Origin of the sequence: Ruegeria profundi (assembly GCF_049800715.1) — a bacterium.
Taxonomy (GTDB): Bacteria; Pseudomonadota; Alphaproteobacteria; order Rhodobacterales; family Rhodobacteraceae; genus Ruegeria; species Ruegeria profundi_A.
Genome location: NZ_JBNAFO010000012.1, coordinates 109,725 through 131,800 on the forward strand (window position 1 = coordinate 109,725; position 22,076 = coordinate 131,800).

Consider the following 22,076-nt stretch of genomic DNA (forward strand, 5'->3'; position numbering starts at 1 on the left):
ATCAAGCCGGGGAATGGCTGCGATTGCGCGCGATCAGTTGGGAGACAATGACCGGCGCCGCGACAGCAAGCGCTATCAGGTCAGCCGTCAGGCTGGGCGCAACAAAGATCACCCCCGCGATGGCCATCAGGATACGCGACGCGATGTTCAGCGGTTTCAGCCAGTATCCGACCACAGCTGCGGACAGGGCGATGACCCCGGCGATACAACTCGTGGCGGTGTAGGTGAACTCCCACAGGTTGAACCCGGTTGAGGACACGAACAAAAGGACAGGCGCATAAACGAAGGCCATTGGCGCGATCACCTTGCCCAACCCAAGGGTAAAGGCAGAGAGACCAGTTCGGAACGGGTTGGAGTTCGCAATGGCCGCCGCCGCATAGGCCGAAGTGCAGACGGGTGGCGTGATCTCGGACACAACACCGTAGTAGAGTACGAACAGGTGGCTTGCGATCGGCGGGACACCCAGCTGCGCCAGCGCGGGCTGTGCGACTGATACCAGCATGATGTAGAGCGCGGTGGTGGGGATGCCCGCGCCCATCAGGATGCAAACAATGGCAATGAAGACCAGCGAGATGAACAGTTGCAGGTCTTCCATCGCAAACAGCTGCCAGCTGCCAAACGAGATCATGTTGTACAGGTCAGCGGCCAGATTGCCTGCGCCCTGAGTGACCATGAAGCCGATACGAAAGCCAATGCCAGTTGTGTTGATAACACCGACGACAATGCCGACGGCGGCAGCAGCGGCGCCCACGGCCAGCGAGTATTTCACACCCAGCTCAACCGCTTGCAGCATCTCGGGTACTTCGATGCGTTTCTGCGGGTTCAACGTGGCGATCACCGACAAGGCACACAGGATCGCTGTCATAGTCAGATCGAACCCGCCATCCGAGAATTTCCACAGCACGAAGGCTAGGAACGCCGCAGCATAAATCAGCGTGGGCGGTTGTTTGATGCGCGACATGCCTGCGATCACTGCCAGAGAAATGCCACAGAAGGCGGACATGAACGGCGTATATCCTGTGAACAGCACGACAAGCAGACCGATCAGAGGCACGATGTTGGCCCAACCTTCGGCCCAGACGGCCTTGAGTTGCGGCAGTTGCTCTTTCGCCAAGCCTTGCAGGTTCAGCTTGCGTGCCATCAGGTGCACCACCGCGAAGACCCCGACATAGTGAAGGATTGCGGGGAAGATCGCAGCGATGACAATGGTTGTGTAGGGCACCTCAAGAAACTCGGCCATGATGAAGGCCGCTGCCCCCATGATTGGCGGCGTGATTTGCCCTCCGGCTGACGATGCGGCTTCGACGCCGCCCGCAAAATGGCCGGGGTACCCAAGGCGCTTCATGTTGGGAATGGTCAGCGCGCCGGTCGAAACGGTGTTGGCCACCGAAGAGCCCGAGATCGTGCCGAAGAACGCCGAGGATACCACCGACACTTTTGCCGGCCCACCGGTATAGCGGCCCGCCAAAATGGTTGCGTTGTCGATGAAGAGTTGCCCCAATCCGGTGCGCTGCGCGATCACGCCGAACAGGACGAAATGGAACACGATGGTCGAGACGACCCAGAGTGTGACGCCATAGATGCCTTCCTGCGGGAAATACATAGACGATACGAAAGTTTTGAAGTTCACGCCGGGATGCTGCAGCAAGCCGGGGAAATACGGTCCCAACAGGGCGTATGAGATAAATACACAGATGATCAGTGGCAGCACCCAACCCAGCGTGCGGCGTGCGATGTCCAAAACCAGCAGGATGATGACTACGCCCAAAACCACGTCATAGGTGTTCGGGTTGCCCATTCGGAACGTCTGTTCCTCGATCCCCAGAAACGGAATGCCGCGCCATGCGACCCCAACATACAGCGCTCCGATGATCCCCAGCGCCATAAAAACCAAGTCGTACAGAGGGATGTTGCCGATACGGAACCGGCTGACCTTGAGCGCATAGAGGTTTTTGGAGCCGATTATCGGAATTGTCGCGTAGACCAGAATGAACAGCAGGGCCAGATAGATACCCATGTGCCAATGGTCGGCGGGCAGGCCAAAACCGGCCGTGAAGAATTCGTAGAACGCAAGGATCAGGGCAACAACGCGCAGCACCTTGCCCGCGGCGGGCGTGACCTGCCGGACGGCGGCACCTTCGTCGAACTGTTCTTCGATGGCGGCCAGTTCCTCGGCCGTCAATTCGTGGTCATCAAGTTTCTGGGTCTCGGACATGATGGCCCCCCGATTTCGCATAATTCCAGAGTGCGGTGCCCCGCGCAGGGGCACCGACGACAGGTGTCAGTAAGGTACGGTTACTGAAGCAGACCAGCTTCTTTGTAGAATTTCTCGGCCCCAGGATGCAGGGGTACACCCAGCGCCTCGACGCCATCCAGCGCCGTATCGGGAGTGATCTGCTTGCCTTTGGCGTGACCATTGTCCAGCAGCTTGCGGGTATTGTCGTTCCACAGCGCCTTGGTCAGGCCGTAGACCAGTTCGTCGGACAATTCCGAAGATACTACCAGCATCGCGCTGACCGCCGGGGTTTTGGTTTCACCGTCGATACCTTCGTAAACGCCACCCGGGATGGCCGAGGGGATGTATGCCGGGATGATCTCATTGATCTTCGCCATGTCTTCGTCGCTGAAGGAATGCAGATTCATGCCCTTGGTTGACGACAGCTGAACCATCGCAGCTACGGGCCAGCCTGCTGCGTAGAAATAGGCATCTAGCTGACCGTCAGCCAGACGCTCGGCGCTTTGGCTGTTGTTCAGCTCGGCCTCATCCATGTTGTCACGGTTGACGCCCCAAGCATCCAGCATCTGCAGCACGGCAACCTGTGTACCAGAACCGGCTTGCGCGATACCGACGCGCTTGCCTTCAAGATCGCTCAGATCGTTGATTGTCTCACCGGCGGGCAGAACCAAGTGGAGGTCTTCGGGGAACAGGTTGGCGACAATGCGAAGATTGGGATGAGGTTTGCCCTCGAACTTACCCTCACCCAGATACATCGAGCGGGTAACGTCGGCTGCGGCCAGACCGGCCTCAAGCTCTCCGTTCTGAACGGCGGCGTTGTTGAACACCGACGCGGTGGTGGATTGAGCGATAGCAATCAGCCCCGGTACGCCGCATTGGCCGCCTTCTTCGCAGGGGCGCGAACCCGGAGGGGCGGAGATACCGTTTGCGATGGTGCCACCGATGGGGAAGTAAGTTCCGCCTGCGCCGCCTGTGCCGATGCGGAAAAAAGTTGGGTCCTGTGCCAGTGCCGGGGCGGCAAGTGCGCCTGCCAGGGCCAGTCCCGTCAAACATTTCACAAATTTCATCATCATCTCCCTTGTTGGATCGTCGGATTCGGTTCGGCCGAATTTCGATCCTGCAAGCGTAGTAGCAATTTTCATAAATACAAATTTGTTATATTTCATAAAACTAAGGTTTAGCTTATATATTGGACATGAATCTTATGCAGTTGACCGTTTTTCGCGAGGTGATGGAGACCGGCTCTATCTCTCAAACCGCCAAGAAACTAAACCGCACCCAGCCTGCGATCAGTCTGGCCTTGAAGAACCTTGAAAAGACCCTCGGCCTGAAACTGTTCGAGCGCAAGGGACGGCGATTGGTCCCGGTTCCCGAAGCGCATTACCTTTTGGCCGAAACAACAGGCATACTGGACCGCCTCGCGACGATTTCCAGTACAATGGAAGGGTTAATTAAAGGGCATTCCGGAAGTCTGAATATCGCTACAATGCCGGGCCCATCCGCTTTCTTGTTCCCGCGTTTTATCAGCCAATCAGTCGGCGAAAACCCTGAGATACGTATCACATTGTCTACACGCAGTTCACCTCAGATTATTGAGCTTGCAGGCACGCAGAATATTGATTTCGGCTTTGCGGACTTCGATCATTCAACCGGGAAAGAGCCTCAGTATTCAACAGAACTGATCCGGGCAGATTGTTTTTGCGCCGTTGATCGTGACAGCCCGCTTGCTTCACGCGGAACCATGTCGATTTCCGATCTCGACGGAGCGCCTATGGGGGGATTGCATGCCACGCACCCGTTCCAGCGTAAAATTCGACAAGAGTTTCAAGATGTTTCAGCTGACTACAACCCAACAGTGACCTGTCAGTACTTTCTACCCCTGATACCCTTTGTGAGCTCAGGTCAATGTTATTCGATCGTGGATCCTTTGACCGTGGCGACTGAACAAGAACTAAACCTGTCCAACGGAAAAGTTGCGTTCGTGCCCTTCGAAAAGCCGCTCAGATATGAATATGCGCTCCTTGAGCCCGATCACCGACCGCCGTCTCAACTGGCTTTAAAGATCAAGGCGGGCTGGAAAACTGAAGTTTTAAAGATGTTGGCAGGGGTGAATGCCAACCCTCATGCAGTTGGGATAGATGAAACAGGAAGCGAGCAAACCTGAATGGCATTGTTTTACAAACAGAAAACTGATCGGAGGGAATGTCGACTTGGATCGACTCGCGACAAGTAGACGAATGTTAGCTATGGGGCCGGAACCTCAAGTTTCTTGGACCGGACCAAAAGTTGGCTTTGTCCCGTACGCCGGACATTCGCATCAGATATCAACTGTCACCTTACTGCACATTTGCGCACGTCATGAAACGCATTGCTATTGGCGGCGGACGTTGCAGATCTGTTCGGTGATCAGCTATGCTTTGGCGCATTGCCTGAGTTTCCTTTTGACTAAGTCATGAGATTTTACGCTCCCCACAGATCCTCCCTTACCCTGCCTTCCGGACATCGGTTTCCGCAGGACAAGTACAGAATGCTCCATACGCTACTGCTGAAAGACGGTATTCTTCAGGAGGCGCAGCTGGCGGAGTCTTTGCCAGCCAGCGATGAATCGATACTGCGCGCGCACGCCGCCGATTTTGTCGCGCAGTTTGAAAACGGGGAACTGGAAGAAAAGGCCATGAAACGGATTGGGTTTCCGTGGAGCCGGGAACTTGTGAGGCGGGTTCGCGCCACAGCCGGCGGCGCAATTGCTGCTGCTGAGACAGCTCTGGAGTACGGTATCTCGGGGCAGCTCGCTGGCGGCACGCACCATGCCCATCCAACGTTTGGATCTGGCTATTGCGTCTACAACGATCAGGCCGTCGCTGCGCTCCACCTGCTTGCGGCTGGCATAGTCGAAAGGGTCGCGATCATCGATCTTGATGTCCATCAGGGCGATGGCAGCGCCGCCATTTTCGCCGACAACCCATCGGTCTTCGTCTTTTCGATGCACGGGGAAAAGAATTTTCCGTTCCGCAAGTTTCCAGCGGATCTCGATGTTGCCCTGCCGGATGGCACCGGCGACAAGGACTACCTTCGCGCCTTAGCCGATCACTTGCCGGCTGTGTTTGAATTTCGTCCCGACCTCATTCTATACCAGGCAGGCGTTGATCCGCTGGCAGAAGACAAGCTAGGGCGGCTTGCGCTGACCTATGATGGCCTTATCCAACGCGATCAGGCGGTACTGAACGCCTGCAAAGGCCGCGGCATCCCGGTCTCGATGGCAATCGGCGGCGGCTATGCCGACCCCATTGAGGCGTCCGTCACGGCTTACGCCAATACCTACCGGGTCGCAAAGAAGCTTCACCGATTTTGACGACAGATATGATCATAGTGATTTGTCATTTTTACTGTGTTTCGATGGACGTCTGTGAACCCAAAGTAACATAGGATACAATCGGCTCTAAGGTCAGCAATGCAAGATGTGCGTCATCAAATACAGCTCAAACTGAGTTGGTGCAAATAGTCACTATGTGCGCACCAACCCCAGTTATCTTGTCACGCCTCCACTATGACCTTTCCGACCTTAGATCCATTCGTCAGGTGCGCATAAGCTGCACCGAGATCGGCCCACCCAAACTTTTGTTCGTCAACAATCGGTTTGAGCGCGCCGTCATCCGCCAGATCTGCCAGTATCCTCAGGATGTCGCCATGTGTTTGACGCCCGACATCGTGCATCATCGGGATCAGCATGAAAACGACGTGCAGAGACAGACCTCTGAAATGCGCAGGCGTCAAATCGATCTCGACCATCGCGACCGTTGAGGCAACTTGACCATTGAGTTTGGCGGCGGCGAATGAGTTTGTCATGTTCTGCCCGCCAACGCTATCAAACACTACATCGAAGCCCACACCGCTGGTGTGCTCAGCCACGTAGTCCTGGACCTTTTGCGTTGTGAAATCTACCGGCCGCGCGCCCAGCTCTTCGATCAGGGCCATCTGATCCGCGCCGCGACCCGTTGCGGATACTTTGGCACCAAGGTGGCGGGCGATTTGGATGGCAATATGGCCAACGCCACCTGCACCACCCTGCACCAGCACGGTCTGCCCTTCGCCAACACCGGCACGGGTCAGCCCTTCATAGGCGGTGATGCCGACGAGAGGTAGCGCTGCAGCTTCCCGCATGCTCAGCGTCTTAGGTTTGTGCGCGATCAGGCGCGCGTCTGCGTTAATGTACTCCGCCAAAGCGCCCGGGAGATCCATCAATCCACCTGCGCAGCCATATACCTCATCACCTACGGCGAAGTCTGTCACGCCTTCGCCAATCGCGACGACTGTGCCAGCGAAATCCATGCCAAGTACGGCGGGCAATTGGGGGGACAGAGGCAGGTCCGCGCCCATGCTTCGGATCATTGTGTCGACGGTGTTGACGCTGGTCGCGGCCACTTTGACGACAACATGTCCGGGTGTCGCGACCGGATCGGGAATTTCAGCAAGCTCGAACAGCGCATCGGGTCCGTAAGAGTTGAGAACCATTGCTTTCATTGGGATTTTCCTTTTGTGAGATGCTGTCAGGCCTACGTCGGAACCACGCACGCCTGGCGAGATTATTGTCTTGGGGGTGGTCAGTTGATGTCCTGCACCTGCATCACCAGATCGCCCCATTTGCGCTGGTTCTCGATGTCGTGTTCCAAACCTTGTTCATCCGCGATCGTGAAACGTTTGACCGCTGGAGTTTTGCTGGTCGCCTGATACAGCCAATAGGCTTCGGCCTTCAGCGCCTCGTCAATGGGCTTGTCGATGGATTCATAGACCATCTGCTTGCAGGCATTGATCGACTCTGCAGGGAATTGTGCGATGCGTTCGGCCAGCGCGGTTACATACGGGCCGATTTCATCCGGCTCCAATGCCTTGTTGATGGTTCCCAGACGTTCGGCATCATCCGCGTCATAGTCTTGTGCGCTCAGGATGATCTCAAGCGCTTTCCCAAGACCGGTTTGACGGGCCATGCGCGAGGCGCCACCGCCGCAGGGCAGGATGCCCATTCCGACCTCCATTTGCATGAACTTGTACTTTCCCCGTGCGGCAAATCGCATATCCAACGCCAAGGCCAATTCGTGCCCGCCACCGCGCGCAAACCCTTCCAGCTTTGCGATGGTCGCCTGTGGTACCTTGCTGATCCGCTCGCAAACCGATTGGAGATCCAAAAGCTGAGCGTCCTCGCGGGACACGGCTTCGGTCGACATGTCCTTGAGTAGTTCGGTATCGTAGTGGCAGACCCAGATTTCCGGATTGGCCGATTGAAAGATCACGACCTTGGTGTCGCGGTCCCGCTCGAGCCGCATGGCCAGACTGTTGAGATCGGCCAGCATTTCCTGACCCTGTACGTTCACGGAGCCGAAGTTGAAGGTGACCGTGGCGATGCCGTTCTCGACAGTTACGTCAAAAGTTTGAAAGTTCTCGTATTTCATCAGGCAGTCCTTTCTGGGGCCTCGACGCAGCGCGCGTGAGGGGTAGAGGAGTGTTAGAGGTGGAAGTGTTCGGCGTTTTCGCGCCGGGATGGTCAGCCCGTCTGGCTGATCAAGTCATTGATGGTGTTCATGACCTCGGCGGCGTGATTTTGATCGAGCGCTGCGGCGTGCGGATCAGCGAAAGCCCCACTGTCATTGTCGAAATAGGCTCCTGACGCGTCCGCAAACCGCGCACCCATGGCCGCATCAATCAAGATGTCAGCGCCGATGTTCATATCGTTCCCGGCGAGGCCAAAGCCTTCTTTCACCATCTTTGATGCCAAAAGGGATCCGGGATTTACGGCGACCATCACTGGTGCATTCGACAGGGATTTGGCCCATTCGCGGGTCCAGATGGTGATCGCCAACTTGCTTTGGGCGTAGGCTTCCATGTCAGCCAGTGGCACATTGCCCTGCATGGCCTTGAGGTTTACCGGGGCCTGTGCCGCTGATGACAGATTCACGACCCGCCCGTCAGCAGGAATGATCGGCAAAAGCAATTCGGTCAGCAGATACGGTGCAAGCGTGTTCACCACAAAGCGAATGTCCTGACCATTTTCAAGCACGGCTTGCGGGGCTTTCAGCACACCTGCGTTATTGATCAATACATCCAGTTTATGATGCTTCGCCCGAACGTTTTCGGCCAGTTTTCGAACCGCGGACAGATCGCTCAGATCAGCGGCATAGGTTTCGACGTCCCCGCCGACGGCGGCAGCCGCGCTCTCCAATTTGGATGCACTGCGTCCATGGAGGAGCACTTTATGCCCATCGGCAGCCAGCTTCTTCGCTGTCAGTAGGCCAATGCCGTCGGTTGAACCTGTAATGAGAATAGTCTTGGTCATCGGTCTGATCCTTCAGGAAAAGTCAGGCAGCAGAGTATCCGCCAGATGTTCGAGGGTTGTGTCGATGGGCGCTTGATTGAACCTTAGGTTCAGGGCGACGTGATTGACCCCGAGCTTTTCAATCTCGTGCAGATAACTGCGAAGGAAGTCGGTGCCAGATTGAAACCCAAGATGGATCGGGCGCGGAGGTGCGGCAGCGTCGGCTACAACATCGACGTAGAGCGATTGCATCACAGGCTTATCCGGTTGACCTGCAGCTTTCACGCGTCTGCGGTAATCTGCGATGACTTGACCCTGAGCCGCCGCATTGCGCGGATATGTCATCCAGCCATCTCCGTTCTGCGCTACCCAATCAGGTGATTGTTGGCTGCCGCCGGTAATGAGCATCGGGAGGCGCTTCCCGTGCGGTTTTGGTAATAGATCAATCCCGCCATGCAGTTTGCCCTGTGCATTTTGATGCGTCGGGTAAGCCGATCCAACGGCGCGGATGTACTCAACACTATCGCGGAAACGTGCCCCGCGATCTTCAAAGCTCTGGTTCATCGCCGGGTACTCCTCGGGCCGGTCGCCGGACGCGACACCCAAAAGCAACCGCCCGGCAGAGAGCACATCTGCTGTCGCTGCTGCCTTGGCGACATGAGCGGGGTGACGCAATGGCAGGATCACGCTCGACGTTCCAAGCGCAATCCGATCCGTCGCCGTTGCCAACGCTCCCAGATAGACAAATGGATCGAAAACCTGCCCGGGGTCGCCAAAGCTTGGAACATTGAAGGGCACGTCCCGCAGCCAAAGTGCTGCGAACCCAAGCTCCTCGGCTTTCTGAGCCGCTTCCAAATGCCCTCGTAGCGTCGGTTCTGCCCCGACGGCATAGGCTTCGAGAGGCAATACAAGGCCGACGCTCAGTCGTCCGGGACGGAACACCTGGTTGTAGGCCAAATTGATTTGCTCAAACCAAGCCGGCTGCGTTTCATCCAACATGTCTTGCCCTCCTTTAATAGCGCACCAAAGTGCGGCTTTCGATGCTTTTTCGAATGGTAGTGATGTTTGGATCCTCGACCATATCGAGTGCGCTATGAGCAATCGAAGCCAGGCCTTGATTGTCATATATGTTGAAGACCGCGACCTCATCCGGTGTCATTTTGGATTGATAGATCCACTCATGTTTGGGGTTTCCCGCCAGCCCCATGATTTGCCCCACGCGGTCAGGATAGATCAGGTCCAGTAGAATCCAGTCAGACGGGTCGACAGACGACGGCCGTACAAAGCCCAGAGGTGCCGAATTGATCCGATGATCCACAGGGCGCCACACATTGACAAAAGCGTAGTGACCTTGCGCCCACTCTGCTGCGGTCTCGGCGCCCAGCAAGTCGACAAGCCGCTGTTTGGCTCCGTCCTTGCTGTAGTCGCTATGAACATTGCGCGCCGGTTTGCGCGTTGCTTCAGGGTCATCCACTCGAAGTGTGTGATCAAAAACCACGACCTCTCTCGCACCCAGCTTTTCCAGCAGCATAGCCTTGAGTTCGGCATCGTAAATTGGTTTCCAGCTGTCGCCTGCAAAGTCTCGGACCTGCGTTTCAAGTGGCATGATTTCAACGGCATCACACGCAAAAGAAACCGACGAGGTCGTTGCGCGGTTGTCTGATAGTACAACGGATGTCGCGACCAGTTCAGGGGAAATCAGGTTGCCAGCAACCCCGCCAGCATCAAGCTCAAAGGCTTGCCGGTAGGATTTGTGAACATGGTAGTTGACCGTGGCTGTCCGTGTCATGTGCGCCTCCTGCCTATGCTCTGCTGTCTCTGTGAAAGGGATTTAAACACAATCAAATTGCAGATAAACTGCCTATTCGTGTATTTATAATTCGGAATAACAATATAATGGGTTTGGACACAGACGCGCTTCGATTGTTTATAAGGGCAGCAGACATGCTGAACATCAGCGCGGCGGGGCGTGATCTGGGTATGGCCCCAGCGGTCTCCAGCGCAAGGCTTGCCAAGCTCGAACAGAACCTCGGTTTCGAGCTTTTGCACCGCACGACACGCAAAGTGTCGTTGTCGGTGGAAGGAGCGGATTTCCTGCCCTTCGCTCGTGAGATCATTGCGCAGGAAGAGGCGGCATTTGCTGCTTTGGGCAAGCAAATGACAACGATCAAGGGTACATTGCGTTTTGCTGCGCCAAGCAGTTTTGCACAGCTTTACATCGCGCCAATCCTGCCAAAGTTCCTTGAACAGCACCCCGATCTCACGCTCGATCTGCGCCTGTCGGATGTGCAGTTCGATCTGATCGAAGGAAGCTATGATCTAGCGCTCAGGAACGCGCCATTGGTCGACACCAGCCTGAAAGGCCGCAAGTTGGCTGATGACCAACGTATTCTTTGTGCTGCGCCACACTACCTCGACACGCACGGCGTTCCTGATACACCAGCCGATTTGACAAACCACCGTCTGATCGCTTTCCAAAACCTCCAACCGCGTTCACTGACAGGACCGGCGGGCGAAAACGTTGTTTTCGATCCCGCATCCGCCAAAGGCCAATTGATTATCGATGACGGTCAAAGTCAGGTTCGCGCCACATTAGCCGGAGCCGGTATTTCTTTGAATGCTCGATGGAGCGTGCATGACCAACTGAAATCAGGTCGTTTGGTACGGGTTCTTCCAAACTTTGAAGCCAGCGAAGACAATGTCTTGTGGCTGATCTATCCCAAGTCCAACGTACTGTCCCCCAAAGTGCGGGTTTTCATGGACTTTCTGGTTGCAGAGATAGGCGCTAAGCCTCCTTGGGAAACATGAGCGCTTTAGGATAATGCGCATTTAGACACTATTGAACCAAGGTTGGGGACAGGCGCCAAGCGGACATGCCTTGTCCGATCGCAAATGTCTGGATTTCCCCGCCCAGCCGCCATCGCACCTTATCGAGTTGCTGCACGGTTTCTGAATGACCGCTTTGTGGGCCGCACTACGCCTGTCGAATAGCATGCCACGCCGCTCACGCGTTTGCCACGTGGCAGATCAGTCGGAACCGGCGGCTTCGCAGTCTGGTCTACAAGTCAGCCGTGATTTCCGTAAGGAAGGTCAAATCGAACGCAACTGTCTTCGGGAGTATGAAAAGTTGGGGTTGGGTCAGTTTGTGACGCAAAAGTCAAATTCATCTGACGTCTAACAAGAAATGTAGAACGTCACCGACAACTGCCTAACGAAAACTCCCAAACCTCAGAAAATCGGTGAATCTCGTCATTCAATTCTGACCCAGACGTTAAGTATCTCTGACCTAAAAACAATGAAATATACAGAGGTTCACTAAACCCAATAGGATCCCTGAGGCAGCACGCATTGAAAAACAACCGTCTAAAACTTCGCGCGGGCTTCACAAAGCAACTCAATCTCTCGGGTTTTTCAGGCTAGACCAGTCAGAGAGATCATCCCGCGCCACAAATCAAGCGATCCAGCATTTCGAACTTTTGCTTAATGAACTCAAGCACGCGCTCCGACGAAGCCGGCATGCTTCGGGCGCTTAGCGTAACGCATCCCAAGTGCCGGTCGGGATCACCGATTTTTATCGGCAGTGCTGCCAAAGTTTTTTGCCGTTGCATCATGAAAACCACCGAAAAAGGTAAAACGGTTAGAGAGTCTGAACCCGTCAGAACGTTCACAACCGCACTCAAAGACCCGCCCGTGAAACTGATTTTGAGATCTCGCATACCGATACCGTCCAGCGTGTTTCTCAAGTCACGAAACAGCGGGCTGTTCGCAGGTGGCGCGATCCAAGAATACTCGGTGATATCTTCCAGCTTCACCTCCTTTTTGCGCGCCAATGGGTGCCCAACACGGCACGCAATGACGTTTCGACCAGGCAGGATTTGACGAAATTCGTACTCATCAGACACGTCTGCCGGGCGCATAGGAAGAATGGCCAAGTCCAGAGTTTCAGCGGACAACTGGGACAAAAGTTCAGTGGGGTATCCATAGGATTGGTCGATCCGAATATTGGGATATTCGGCTTGAAACTCTGCAATCACGTTCGAGATGACACCGTCCATAAAGATCGGCGTACCCGCAACCCGCACTGCACCGGCAATGCCCTGACGGTGTTCGTCCACAACGCGGCTTGCATGGCGACCCGCGCTTAGGATTCTTTGACCTTCCTGAGCAAGCGCAAGACCAAGCTCAGTAGGTTGCAAAGGTCTGCGGGTCGGCAGGAATAAGGGCTCTCCCACCCTGTCCTCCAAGAGAGAGACGCTTCTGGAGACACTGGGTTGAGATTTCCCAAGTAAAGCAGCGCCTTCGGTCAACCCTCCGGCCTCGACAATAGCGGCAAGAATCTCGAGATGTCTGGGATCAAGCTTCATAACTCAAAGTTATATTGATGGTCGATAATTCGATCAAGAGTGCTGTCTTTGCCTGCTAGCGTTCCCTCCAGATCCGCAATCCATCGCTTGTCAGGAACGCGCCCAATGGCTCTCAGCACCACCAGCATCAATGGCCAGAAAGTCCGGTTCGGCGCAGGTTTGCGCAACTACATCTGCGCGGAGTTGGCGGAGCTGGGATCGAACAAGGCGCTGATCCTGTCGACACCTCAGCAAGTCGATATGGCAATGGAGCTTGCGACAACCGTTGGGGATCGTGCTGCAGGCGTCTTCACTCGCGCAATCATGCACACCCCGGTTGGCGTGACCGAAGAAGCGGTTGAACATGCCTTGTCTGTCAAAGCCGATAGCATTGTCTCTATCGGTGGAGGTTCGACGATTGGCTTAGGCAAGGCGATTGCCCTTCGGACCTCTTTGCCACAAATCGCCATCCCGACAACATATGCAGGTAGCGAGGCTACCCCAATCCTGGGTCAGACTGAGGATGGCATCAAAACCACCCTGACAGACCCGAAGGTTCTGCCGCGGGTCATTCTGTACGATCCCGAACTTGTGGCGTCATTGCCGCCCGCAATGACCGTGACCAGCGCCTTGAACGCAATGGCTCATGCAGCCGAGGCGCTTTATGCCAAGGATCGCACGGATCAGACCACGGAATTGGCGATCGACGGCCTTAAGGCGTTTGCGGAAGGTCTGCCGACCGTTGTCGAAAGCCCCGACGACCTGAAAGCCAGAGAAGAAACGCAGCGTGGTGCATGGGCCTGCGGCACGGTACTTGGCCTGGTCGGAATGGCTCTGCATCACAAGCTTTGCCATACGCTGGGCGGGTCCTTCAATCTGCCGCACGCGGAAACCCACGCAGTCGTTCTGCCACATGCCATCGCCTACAACGCGGTGGGTGCGCCGGAGCTTCTGGCACCTGTGTCGGACATACTCGGCGGCACTGACCCAGGCCAGGCGCTTTGGGATTTCTCCAAATCCATGGGCGCACCAATGGCTCTGAAGGACTTTGGCCTGTCTGAGGCCGATCTGGATCGCGCCACCGAAATCGCACTCAAGAACCCGTATTGGAACCCGCTGCCGGTCACTGCTGATGGGCTGCGGGCGCTTCTTCAAAACGCGTGGGCGGGAAACGCCCCAAGCGTTTGACTTCACCGTGTCAAGGGAGGGACACATGATCACACGACGCAAATTGCTGCAATCCAGCGCTGCAACCGGCCTCGGACTGGCCGCCGGCACGCTCGCTGCGCCCGCTATCGCTCAGGGTGCCAAGATCAAGCTGGGCTATGTCAGCCCGCAATCAGGTCCTCTGGCCGCGTTCTCTGAGGCCGACAAGTTTATTCTCGACAATTTCGCCGCATCTGAGGCCGGTGCGAATTTTGAAGTCATCGTCAAAGACAGCCAGTCTAACCCGAACCGGGCAGCAGATGTCGCGGGCGAGCTGATCGTGGATGATGAGATCGACCTGATGCTGGTCGCTTCGACGCCAGAAACGACCAACCCGGTTGCCTCGACTTGTGAGGCCGAGGAAGTTCCGTGTATTTCCACTGTTGCGCCATGGCAGCCGTGGTTCATTGGCCAGCAGGGCAATCCCGGCGATCCAGCCAGTTGGGAGCCGTTCTACTACGCCTATCACTTCTTCTGGGGGCTTGAGGATGTGATCTCGGTCTTCACGGCGATGTGGGGCCAGTTGGAGACCAACAAGCAGGTCGGTGCTCTGTTCCCAAATGACGGCGATGGCAATGCATGGGGCGATCCAAATGTGGGTTTCCCACCGGTTCTATCCGAGTTGGGATATAGCCTGACAGATCCCGGGCGGTACCAGAACCTTACCGACGATTTCTCGGCACAGATCAACGCGTTCCGCCAGGCGAATGTTGAAATTGTAACCGGCGTTCCCATCCCGCCTGACTTCACCACCTTCTGGAGCCAAGCCAAGCAGCAAGGCTTCACCCCTAAGGCGGCGAGCATCGGCAAGGCCATCCTGTTCCCGCAAGCCGTCGAAGCTTTGGGCAACGCAGGCAACAACCTGAGTTCCGAGGTGTGGTGGTCGCCGACCCATCCGTTCTCTTCATCGCTCACTGGCGCAAGTTCAGCTGAACTGGCTCAGGGTTACATGGCCGCCACAAGCCGCCAGTGGACCCAGCCTATCGGATTTGTACACGCGTTGTTCGAAATGGCGGCAAACGTTATGGGCCGTGTCGATGATGCAGGTGACGGGGATGTAGTGGCTGAGGCCATTGCAGCTACGCAGCTGGACTCGATCGTTGGAAGGATTGCTTTTGATGGGGCTGGCCTGCCACCGTTCGCAGCGCAGAACGTTGCGAAAACGCCCTTGGTGGGCGGGCAATGGCGGCTGCTCGATAATGGCAGCTATGATCTCGTGATCGTCGACAACTCTTCGGCACCCGAAATCCCGACCGCAGGTGTGATGGAAGAAATCTCCTGATCGCAATGAAACCAGCGCCCCGGACCCTGTCCGGGGCAGGAACTCCGGTATGACCATTCTTTCGCTCAAAAACGTCTCGAAAAGCTTCGGTGCGCTCACCGTCACTGACGATGTCAGTTTTGATGTCGCTCAGGGGCAGGCCCTTGGGATCATTGGCCCCAATGGGGCGGGCAAGTCGACGCTGTTCAATCTGATTACCGGCAACCTGACCTCAGATGCTGGATCAATCCATTTCGACGGGGCTGACGTGACGCGCGTGCCGCCGATGCAGCGCTGCTTGTCGGGTATTGGGCGCTCGTTCCAGATCCCTCAGCCGTTTGATCATCTGACGGTGTTCGAAAACCTGCTGGTGGCCGCGACGCATGGGCAGAGCAAATCTGAACATGAGGTCGAACAGTACTGCGCCCGCATTCTTGAACAAACGGAGTTGTTGGATGTGGCCAATGACACGGCCGGTGGATTGCGGCTGTTGCAACGCAAGCGGTTGGAGTTGGCCCGCGCGATGGCAACCAATCCAAAGCTATTGCTCCTGGACGAAATCGCCGGAGGTCTTACCGACGCCGAATGCACCGCGCTGATCAACACGATCAAGGGGCTGCACAGCAGCGGTGTGACGATCATCTGGATCGAACATGTCCTGCATGCGCTCACCTCGGTCGTCGAACGGCTGCTGGTTCTGGATTTCGGCAAGGTCATCGGCCTCGGCGATCCGGACGAGATCATGAACAGCCGGGAAGTTAAAGAAATCTATCTGGGGATCGAAGTCTGATGAGCCTGTTAGAGACCCACGCGCTGACCGCCCACTACGGAGATTTCCAAGCCCTGTTCGGCGTGGATATCCATCTGGACGAAGGTGAAACCGTCGCCATCATCGGGGCAAACGGAGCCGGGAAATCGACCCTCATGCGCTCAATCTCGGGCGTTCTGACCAACGGGTCGGATCAAGTGCGCTTTGACGGCCAACCCGTTGGGGGCTTGGCTGCTGATGAGATCATGGCGCGCGGCGTGGCCATGGTGCCCGAGGGGCGCCGGCTGTTTCCTTCCCTAAGCGTCGAGGAAAACTTGCTGATCGGCACCTATGGCCGCAAGGTATCTGGCCATTGGTCATTGCAAACAATCTATGACCTGTTCCCGATCCTGAAAGAGCGCCGCAACCACCCCGGCACAGCCCTGTCTGGCGGGCAACAGCAGATGGTTGCAATCGGTCGCGCCCTGATGAGCAACCCCCGAGTTCTGCTCTGTGACGAGATCAGCCTTGGTCTGGCGCCGGTGGTCATCAAAGACATCTACGATGCCGTCCCCCGCATTCAGGAGTCCGGGGCCAGCCTGATCGTGGTGGAGCAGGACATTGGCCAGGCGATGAAAGTCGCAGACCGCGTCTATTGCATGATGGAGGGCCGCGTCACGCTGGAAGGCACCGCCGAGACGCTCAGCCGTGAGGCCATACACGACGCCTATTTCGGAGGAGCCGCCGCATGATCTGGATCGACACCATCATTCAGGGCGTTCTGTTGGGCGGGCTCTACGCGCTGTTCGCCGCAGGCTTGAGCCTTGTGTTCGGGATCATGCGTTTGGTCAATCTGGCCCATGGCGATCTGATCGTCTTTGCGGCCTATCTGATCCTTCTGCTGGTCTCACTGCTTGGGCTCTCTCCGTTTCTGGCAGCGATCATTGCCGCACCGATCATGTTTGGCGTCGGCTGGGCGTTGCAGAGACATGTGCTGAACCGAGTGCTGGGGCCTGATATCCTGCCGCCTTTGCTTGTGACATTCGGTCTGTCGGTCGTCTTGCAGAATGCTCTGCTCGAAGGGTTCTCAGCCGATAGCCAACGTTTGCCTGCGGGTGAGATTGCAACGGCGTCCGTTCAAATGGGCGGGCTGAACCTCGGCGTTCTGCCGCTGCTGACCTTTGCCTCGGCAATCCTTGTTATCATCGGTCTGAACCAGCTTTTCTATCGCACCGAATTGGGTCGGGCGTTCCGCGCGACCTCGGATGATGCGGTGACGGCTGGTTTGATGGGCATCCGGCCAGAACGTATCTTCGCCACTGCGACTGCCATTGCGATGTTGGTTGTAACGCTGGCGGCGCTATATCTGGGAATGCGGGCGAACTTTGACCCCAATATCGGCCCGGCACGCCTGATCTACGCCTTCGAGGCCGTGATCATTGGTGGCCTCGGCAGCCTGTGGGGCACTCTGATCGGAGGCATCATCATCGGTGTCGCGCAGACTGTCGGCGCAGCAATCAACCCCGAATGGCAAATCCTGGCCGGTCACCTGGCCTTTCTCATCGTGCTTCTGATCAAACCCAGAGGCCTGTTTCCAAGGGCGGTGGACTGATGGCAGATACTTCGATGTACCGCGTCCAAACGCAGACCCGCTCGTCCTACAGTGCCGGAGCCGTCTGTATCGCTCTGATCATCCTATTCATCCTGCTGCCGACATTTGCCAGCAGGGGGTTGATTCAAGACCTGTTCTTCATCTTCACCATGCTTGTACTGGCGCAGTTCTGGAACTTGCTGGCGGGGTATGGTGGCCTTGTGTCCGTCGGCCAGCAAGCCTTCGTGGGCATGGGGGCCTACGCCATGTTTGGCGGTGTCATCCTTTGGGGTATGGACCCGGTTCTGGCGATCCTGCTGGGCGGCGTTGCAGCCCTGATCGTCGCCATACCCACAGCCTTTTTCGCATTTCGGTTGCAAGGGGCTTATTTTGCCATCGGAACATGGGTCATCGCCGAGGTCATGCGCCTTCTGGTGGCCCAATGGAAAGTGCTCGGCGGCGGCACCGGAACCTCTCTGCCGCGCACCGCGACGCGTGAGATGTGGGCCACTGAGTGGATCCAGACCACCTTTGACGTTCGCGGAGCTGCAGCGCGCGATATCCTGACCTACTGGCTGGCCTTAGCGCTGGTGATCGCGACGATTGCGGGCATCTATTGGTTGCTCAGAACAAAGCGCGGGCTGGCGCTGGCTGCGGTACGCGACAATGTCGAAGCAGCGAAATCCGTCGGCGTGGATGCGGTGCGGATGAAATGGCTGGTCTACCTGGTCTCAGCCGCTGGAACGGGACTAACGGGCGCTCTGATTTACGTTCAGAAACTGCGGGTTTCACCGGATGCGGCGTTCTCGGTCACCGACTGGACGGCTTACGTGATTTTCATCGTCGTGATCGGAGGCATCGGCACCATCGAAGGCCCGATTCTGGGCGTGCTGATCTTCTTCATCCTACAAAGCCTGCTCGCTGACTACGGCTCTTGGTATCTCATGGTGCTTGGGCTGATCGGGATCGCCGCCATGCTCTTCGCCCCGCGCGGTATCTGGGGGCTGATCTCTGAGAAAACCGGACTTCAAATATTCCCCGTGCGCCGTCGTCTGGTGATTGGCGCGCAGTCGAACAAGGAGGATTGATCCATGAAAACTCTCGCACTGACGGCCGCAGTCACAGCATTAGGAACGGGCGCACTTGCTGGCAGTTCCTTGCCGGGAATGACGGGCACAGACCACGTGGGATTTACAGTCCCGAGCGTTGATGAGGCTGTAACCTTCTTTCAGGACGTCATCGGTTGCAATGTGTTCTACCCGCTCGGTCCGTTTTCGGGCGGTGATAGCACTTGGATGGCGGACCATCTGAACGTGGACGCCAAGGCCGAGATCCCAACGATGCGGTTGGTACGCTGCGGCAACGGTGCCAATTTCGAAATTTTCGAATACACCGCGCCGGACCAGGATACGAAACTGCCGCGCAACTCGGATATCGGCGGTCATCATATCGCGTTCTACACCACCGATATGGAAGATGCCGTCAGCTATTTGCAGGGCAAAGGCATTAAGGTCCTGGGCAATCCGACCACCATGACTGACGGCCCAAGCGCTGGCGAGACCTGGGTCTATTTCCTCGCCCCCTGGGGCATGCAGCTGGAACTGGTCAGCTACCCGGACGGCAAAGCCTATGAGGCCGAATATGACGGCCGCCTCTGGGATCCGCGGTCCTGAGAAATTCAAAGAACAAGGGAGAGAGCTTATGGCCACCATCACAACGGATGTCCTGATCATCGGGACCGGCCCGGCGGGGTCTGCAACGGCGGCTCTGCTGTCGAGCTATGGCGTCGAGAATATGGTCATCAACCGCTATCGCTGGCTGGCCAATACGCCGCGGGCACATATCACCAATCAGCGCACGATGGAGGTGCTGCGCGACCTTGGTCATGAGGTCGAGGCCGAAGCTTATATGCACGCCGCGCATCAGGATCTGATGGGCGAAAACGTGTTCTGCGAAAGCCTCGCCGGTGAGGAAATCGGGCGCATGAAAAGCTGGGGAAATCATCCTCTGTCCAAGGCCGAGCACCTGCTGTCCAGCCCGACCATGATGAACGATCTGCCTCAGACCTTCATGGAGCCGATCCTGTTTGGCACGGCCTGCCGCCGTGGAACTCAGGCGCGGATGAGCACAGAATACTTGCGCCATGAGCAGGACGCGGATGGGGTGACAACGACGTGTTTGGATCGTTTGTCGGGCGAAGAAATCACGATCCGCTCGAAATACTTGGTCGGCGCGGATGGGGGCAATTCTCTGGTCGCGGAACATGCCGGTCTGCCTTTCGAAGGTGAGATGGGCGTCGGCGGGTCCATGAACATCCTGTTCCGCGCAGATCTCAGTAAATACGTCGCGCATCGGCCATCGGTCCTCTATTGGGTGATGCAACCGGGTGCGAATGTCGGTGGCATTGGCATGGGTCTAGTCCGCATGGTCCGCCCATGGAACGAATGGCTCATCGTTTGGGGCTATGACATCAACCAACCCGCCCCCGAGGTGGACGAGGCCATGGCCACTCAGGTTGCACGGCAATTGGTTGGCGACCCCGAGCTTGAGATCGAACTGATCAGCGCCAACACCTGGACCGTCAACAATATGTACGCGACCCATATGCAAAAGGATCGCGTGTTCATAATGGGTGACGCGGCACACCGACACCCACCTTCAAACGGGCTGGGGTCGAACACGTCGATACAGGACAGTTTCAACTTGGCTTGGAAACTGGCGGCTGTCCTGAAAGGCCATGCCGGAGAGGACCTGCTGGACAGCTACAGCGAAGAACGCGCGCCGGTAGCAAAGCAGATCGTCACACGGGCCAATCAATCCATCGGTGAATTCGGCCCCATCTTTGAATCGCTCGGAATGGCCGAAGGCGTCGACCCAGAGGTCATGCAAAGCAATCTAGAGGCTCGCACAGGATCAACGCCTGAAGCTGCAGCACAAAGGCAGGCCATTCGCGAGGCGATTGCCTTCAAGAAATATGAGTTCGATGCGCATGGCGTTGAAATGAACCAGCGCTACGACTCCTGTGCGATTGAAACGGATGGTCAACCCAATCCCGGTTTTGATCAGGATGCTGAGCTGCATTACCAGCCGACGACTTGGCCCGGCGCGCGTATTCCACATGTCTGGGTGTTTGATCATGATACAGGGAACAAGCATTCAACTCTGGATTTATGCGGTCGCGGAGAATTCACTGTGCTTACCGGTATCGGTGGTGAGGCGTGGGTGAATGCGGCGGAAACCGTCTCGAAAGAATTGGGTATGCCCATTCGCTGTCACGTCATCGGTCCGCGCCAGACTTATGTCGACCACACCGGAGATTGGGCGCGCGCGTCAGAGATTTCGGATACGGGCTGTTTGTTGGTCCGTCCTGATCAACACGTGGCATGGCGCTCAGCCGATATGGCTGCGGATGCCGAAGCTGAACTGCGTCGCGCGCTGACCACAGTCCTTTCGCGATGAGCCAATCTGGAGCAAACTTACACAAGTCAGGAGGCCAAAATGGACTCGCATGAGATGGGATACTTTACCGAGGAAAACTCGGCCGAGGTCGTCACGGCACGCAACAAAAACGCGGAAAGCGAAAGGCTGAAGCAGGTGATGGAAGTCATCACGCGAAAGCTCCATGAAGCCGTGAAGGAAATCGAACCGACGCAGCAGGAATGGTTCGAGGCGATCATGTTCCTGACCAAGGTTGGGCACATGTGCGATGACTGGCGACAGGAGTACATTCTTCTGTCCGATGTCCTGGGCGTGTCGATGCTGGTGGATGCCGTGAACTCACGCCGCCCCACGGGGGCCTCCGAGAACACTGTGCTGGGTCCATTCCATGTGGGAGGTGCCCCGGAATATGAGATGGGACACAATATTTGTCTCGACCAAAAGGGCGAGGACATGGTGGTGCGGGGTCGTGTTACCGATGTGGAAGGCAACCCGTTGGAAGGTGTCAAGATTGATGTCTGGCAAGCCAATGATGACGGGTTTTACGACGTGCAGCAGAAAGGTATTCAACCTGATTTCAACCTGCGTGGCGTCTTCACAACCGGAGCCGACGGCACCTATTGGTTCCGGGCCGTGCGACCCAAGAACTACCCTATCCCGGATGACGGGCCGGTTGGCGATCTGTTGAAGCGTCTTGGTCGGCACCCGTACCGACCAGCGCACCTGCACTACATCGTTTCAAAAGACGGCTACGACGACCTGACCACGCATATTTTCGATCCCGACGACCAATATATCAATTCGGACGCGGTTTTTGGGGTCAAAGAAAGCCTGATCGCCGAATTCAACCGGGTCGATGATCCGGCGCGATCTGCGGTAGTTGGCTTTGAAGGTCCCTTTTGGGATGTCGAATTCGACTTTGTCCTCGCACCGAAAGAGGCGTGAA

Annotated in this window: 20 protein-coding genes; 12 read left to right on the forward strand and 8 right to left on the reverse strand. The window is 56.6% G+C overall.

The genetic code is table 11. The features are described from left to right. Position 1: 1 nt before the first annotated feature. A complete protein-coding gene (locus ACP15L_RS18275; RefSeq protein ID WP_425085271.1) occupies positions 2–2,215 on the reverse strand; it encodes a TRAP transporter permease in 2,214 nt (737 codons plus the stop codon). An 80-nt stretch (positions 2,216–2,295) separates the two neighbouring features. Beyond that, on the reverse strand, positions 2,296–3,303 hold the full coding sequence (locus tag ACP15L_RS18280; RefSeq protein WP_170377124.1) for a TAXI family TRAP transporter solute-binding subunit: 1,008 nt from the start codon (positions 3,301–3,303) through the stop codon (positions 2,296–2,298). A gap of 137 nt (positions 3,304–3,440) precedes the next feature. Here ACP15L_RS18280 and ACP15L_RS18285 point away from each other — a divergent pair, with 137 nt between their 5' ends. Both ACP15L_RS18285 and ACP15L_RS18290 read left to right on the forward strand, forming a co-directional pair. Further along, positions 3,441–4,400, forward strand: coding sequence for a LysR family transcriptional regulator (locus ACP15L_RS18285; protein ID WP_425085272.1), 960 nt, complete (start codon positions 3,441–3,443; stop codon positions 4,398–4,400). Positions 4,401–4,688: 288 nt separating this feature from the next. Continuing rightward, the gene (locus ACP15L_RS18290; RefSeq protein ID WP_425085273.1) at positions 4,689–5,588 is read left to right on the forward strand and encodes a histone deacetylase family protein; all 900 of its coding nucleotides are present in this window, start codon (positions 4,689–4,691) and stop codon (positions 5,586–5,588) included. 182 nt (positions 5,589–5,770) lie between these two features. Here the strand turns inward: ACP15L_RS18290 and ACP15L_RS18295 are convergent, their stop codons facing one another. The 5 genes from ACP15L_RS18295 to ACP15L_RS18315 all read right to left on the reverse strand — a co-directional run bounded on the left by ACP15L_RS18295 (position 5,771) and on the right by ACP15L_RS18315 (position 10,332). Beyond that, the gene (locus tag ACP15L_RS18295) at positions 5,771–6,757 is read right to left on the reverse strand and encodes a zinc-dependent alcohol dehydrogenase family protein (RefSeq protein ID WP_425085274.1); all 987 of its coding nucleotides are present in this window, start codon (positions 6,755–6,757) and stop codon (positions 5,771–5,773) included. An 80-nt stretch (positions 6,758–6,837) separates the two neighbouring features. Beyond that, complete coding sequence (locus ACP15L_RS18300; RefSeq protein ID WP_425085275.1) at positions 6,838–7,683, reverse strand: enoyl-CoA hydratase/isomerase family protein; 846 nt, start codon at positions 7,681–7,683, stop codon at positions 6,838–6,840. Between the two features lie 92 nt (positions 7,684–7,775). Continuing rightward, a complete protein-coding gene (locus ACP15L_RS18305) occupies positions 7,776–8,564 on the reverse strand; it encodes an SDR family NAD(P)-dependent oxidoreductase (RefSeq protein WP_425085276.1) in 789 nt (262 codons plus the stop codon). A gap of 12 nt (positions 8,565–8,576) precedes the next feature. Then, on the reverse strand, positions 8,577–9,542 hold the full coding sequence (locus ACP15L_RS18310; RefSeq protein ID WP_425085277.1) for an LLM class oxidoreductase: 966 nt from the start codon (positions 9,540–9,542) through the stop codon (positions 8,577–8,579). A gap of 13 nt (positions 9,543–9,555) precedes the next feature. Continuing rightward, positions 9,556–10,332, reverse strand: a complete 777-nt coding sequence (locus ACP15L_RS18315) for a CmcJ/NvfI family oxidoreductase (RefSeq protein WP_425085278.1) — start codon at positions 10,330–10,332, stop codon at positions 9,556–9,558. 113 nt (positions 10,333–10,445) lie between these two features. Between ACP15L_RS18315 and ACP15L_RS18320 the strand changes: the two genes are divergently transcribed. Then, positions 10,446–11,351, forward strand: a complete 906-nt coding sequence (locus ACP15L_RS18320; protein ID WP_425085309.1) for a LysR substrate-binding domain-containing protein — start codon at positions 10,446–10,448, stop codon at positions 11,349–11,351. Positions 11,352–11,977: 626 nt separating this feature from the next. On the opposite strand, the gene ACP15L_RS18325 is transcribed toward ACP15L_RS18320, so the two are convergent. Then, on the reverse strand, positions 11,978–12,907 hold the full coding sequence (locus ACP15L_RS18325; protein WP_425085279.1) for a LysR family transcriptional regulator: 930 nt from the start codon (positions 12,905–12,907) through the stop codon (positions 11,978–11,980). A gap of 105 nt (positions 12,908–13,012) precedes the next feature. On the opposite strand from ACP15L_RS18325, the gene ACP15L_RS18330 reads away from it, so the two are divergent. The 9 genes from ACP15L_RS18330 to ACP15L_RS18370 are packed head-to-tail and all read left to right on the forward strand — an operon-like array spanning position 13,013 to position 22,075. Beyond that, positions 13,013–14,074: a maleylacetate reductase gene (locus ACP15L_RS18330; RefSeq protein ID WP_425085280.1), complete on the forward strand. Its 1,062-nt coding sequence runs from the start codon at positions 13,013–13,015 to the stop codon at positions 14,072–14,074. Between the two features lie 25 nt (positions 14,075–14,099). Then, a complete protein-coding gene (locus ACP15L_RS18335) occupies positions 14,100–15,374 on the forward strand; it encodes an ABC transporter substrate-binding protein (RefSeq protein ID WP_425085281.1) in 1,275 nt (424 codons plus the stop codon). 49 nt (positions 15,375–15,423) lie between these two features. Continuing rightward, positions 15,424–16,143 carry an ABC transporter ATP-binding protein gene (locus tag ACP15L_RS18340; RefSeq protein ID WP_425085282.1) on the forward strand — a complete coding sequence of 240 codons (720 nt, stop codon included), beginning with the start codon at positions 15,424–15,426 and terminating at the stop codon, positions 16,141–16,143. Beyond that, on the forward strand, positions 16,143–16,853 hold the full coding sequence (locus tag ACP15L_RS18345) for an ABC transporter ATP-binding protein (RefSeq protein WP_425085283.1): 711 nt from the start codon (positions 16,143–16,145) through the stop codon (positions 16,851–16,853). The genes ACP15L_RS18340 and ACP15L_RS18345 overlap by 1 nt, the downstream gene beginning before the upstream one ends. Then, a complete protein-coding gene (locus tag ACP15L_RS18350) occupies positions 16,850–17,713 on the forward strand; it encodes a branched-chain amino acid ABC transporter permease (RefSeq protein ID WP_170473291.1) in 864 nt (287 codons plus the stop codon). The genes ACP15L_RS18345 and ACP15L_RS18350 overlap by 4 nt, the downstream gene beginning before the upstream one ends. Continuing rightward, the gene (locus ACP15L_RS18355) at positions 17,713–18,780 is read left to right on the forward strand and encodes a branched-chain amino acid ABC transporter permease (RefSeq protein WP_425085284.1); all 1,068 of its coding nucleotides are present in this window, start codon (positions 17,713–17,715) and stop codon (positions 18,778–18,780) included. Before ACP15L_RS18350 ends, ACP15L_RS18355 begins: the two co-directional genes overlap by 1 nt. 3 nt (positions 18,781–18,783) lie before the next feature. Beyond that, complete coding sequence (locus ACP15L_RS18360; protein ID WP_425085285.1) at positions 18,784–19,365, forward strand: VOC family protein; 582 nt, start codon at positions 18,784–18,786, stop codon at positions 19,363–19,365. A gap of 28 nt (positions 19,366–19,393) precedes the next feature. Continuing rightward, positions 19,394–21,151, forward strand: a complete 1,758-nt coding sequence (locus ACP15L_RS18365) for an FAD-dependent oxidoreductase (protein WP_425085286.1) — start codon at positions 19,394–19,396, stop codon at positions 21,149–21,151. Positions 21,152–21,190: 39 nt separating this feature from the next. Continuing rightward, the gene (locus tag ACP15L_RS18370) at positions 21,191–22,075 is read left to right on the forward strand and encodes an intradiol ring-cleavage dioxygenase (RefSeq protein ID WP_425085287.1); all 885 of its coding nucleotides are present in this window, start codon (positions 21,191–21,193) and stop codon (positions 22,073–22,075) included. Position 22,076 lies beyond the last annotated feature (1 nt).

Excerpts from the sequence above, each read along its gene's own strand:
- ACP15L_RS18275 (WP_425085271.1), bottom strand. The coding sequence starts at position 2,215 with ATGTCCGAGACCCAGAAACTTGATGACCACGAATTGACGGCCGAGGAA.
- ACP15L_RS18280 (WP_170377124.1), bottom strand. The coding sequence starts at position 3,303 with ATGAAATTTGTGAAATGTTTGACGGGACTGGCCCTGGCAGGCGCACTT.
- ACP15L_RS18285 (WP_425085272.1), top strand. The coding sequence starts at position 3,441 with ATGCAGTTGACCGTTTTTCGCGAGGTGATGGAGACCGGCTCTATCTCT.
- ACP15L_RS18290 (WP_425085273.1), top strand. The coding sequence starts at position 4,689 with ATGAGATTTTACGCTCCCCACAGATCCTCCCTTACCCTGCCTTCCGGA.
- ACP15L_RS18295 (WP_425085274.1), bottom strand. The coding sequence starts at position 6,757 with ATGAAAGCAATGGTTCTCAACTCTTACGGACCCGATGCGCTGTTCGAG.
- ACP15L_RS18300 (WP_425085275.1), bottom strand. The coding sequence starts at position 7,683 with ATGAAATACGAGAACTTTCAAACTTTTGACGTAACTGTCGAGAACGGC.
- ACP15L_RS18305 (WP_425085276.1), bottom strand. The coding sequence starts at position 8,564 with ATGACCAAGACTATTCTCATTACAGGTTCAACCGACGGCATTGGCCTA.
- ACP15L_RS18310 (WP_425085277.1), bottom strand. The coding sequence starts at position 9,542 with ATGTTGGATGAAACGCAGCCGGCTTGGTTTGAGCAAATCAATTTGGCC.
- ACP15L_RS18315 (WP_425085278.1), bottom strand. The coding sequence starts at position 10,332 with ATGACACGGACAGCCACGGTCAACTACCATGTTCACAAATCCTACCGG.
- ACP15L_RS18325 (WP_425085279.1), bottom strand. The coding sequence starts at position 12,907 with ATGAAGCTTGATCCCAGACATCTCGAGATTCTTGCCGCTATTGTCGAG.
- ACP15L_RS18330 (WP_425085280.1), top strand. The coding sequence starts at position 13,013 with ATGGCTCTCAGCACCACCAGCATCAATGGCCAGAAAGTCCGGTTCGGC.
- ACP15L_RS18335 (WP_425085281.1), top strand. The coding sequence starts at position 14,100 with ATGATCACACGACGCAAATTGCTGCAATCCAGCGCTGCAACCGGCCTC.
- ACP15L_RS18340 (WP_425085282.1), top strand. The coding sequence starts at position 15,424 with ATGACCATTCTTTCGCTCAAAAACGTCTCGAAAAGCTTCGGTGCGCTC.
- ACP15L_RS18345 (WP_425085283.1), top strand. The coding sequence starts at position 16,143 with ATGAGCCTGTTAGAGACCCACGCGCTGACCGCCCACTACGGAGATTTC.
- ACP15L_RS18350 (WP_170473291.1), top strand. The coding sequence starts at position 16,850 with ATGATCTGGATCGACACCATCATTCAGGGCGTTCTGTTGGGCGGGCTC.
- ACP15L_RS18355 (WP_425085284.1), top strand. The coding sequence starts at position 17,713 with ATGGCAGATACTTCGATGTACCGCGTCCAAACGCAGACCCGCTCGTCC.
- ACP15L_RS18360 (WP_425085285.1), top strand. The coding sequence starts at position 18,784 with ATGAAAACTCTCGCACTGACGGCCGCAGTCACAGCATTAGGAACGGGC.
- ACP15L_RS18365 (WP_425085286.1), top strand. The coding sequence starts at position 19,394 with ATGGCCACCATCACAACGGATGTCCTGATCATCGGGACCGGCCCGGCG.
- ACP15L_RS18370 (WP_425085287.1), top strand. The coding sequence starts at position 21,191 with ATGGACTCGCATGAGATGGGATACTTTACCGAGGAAAACTCGGCCGAG.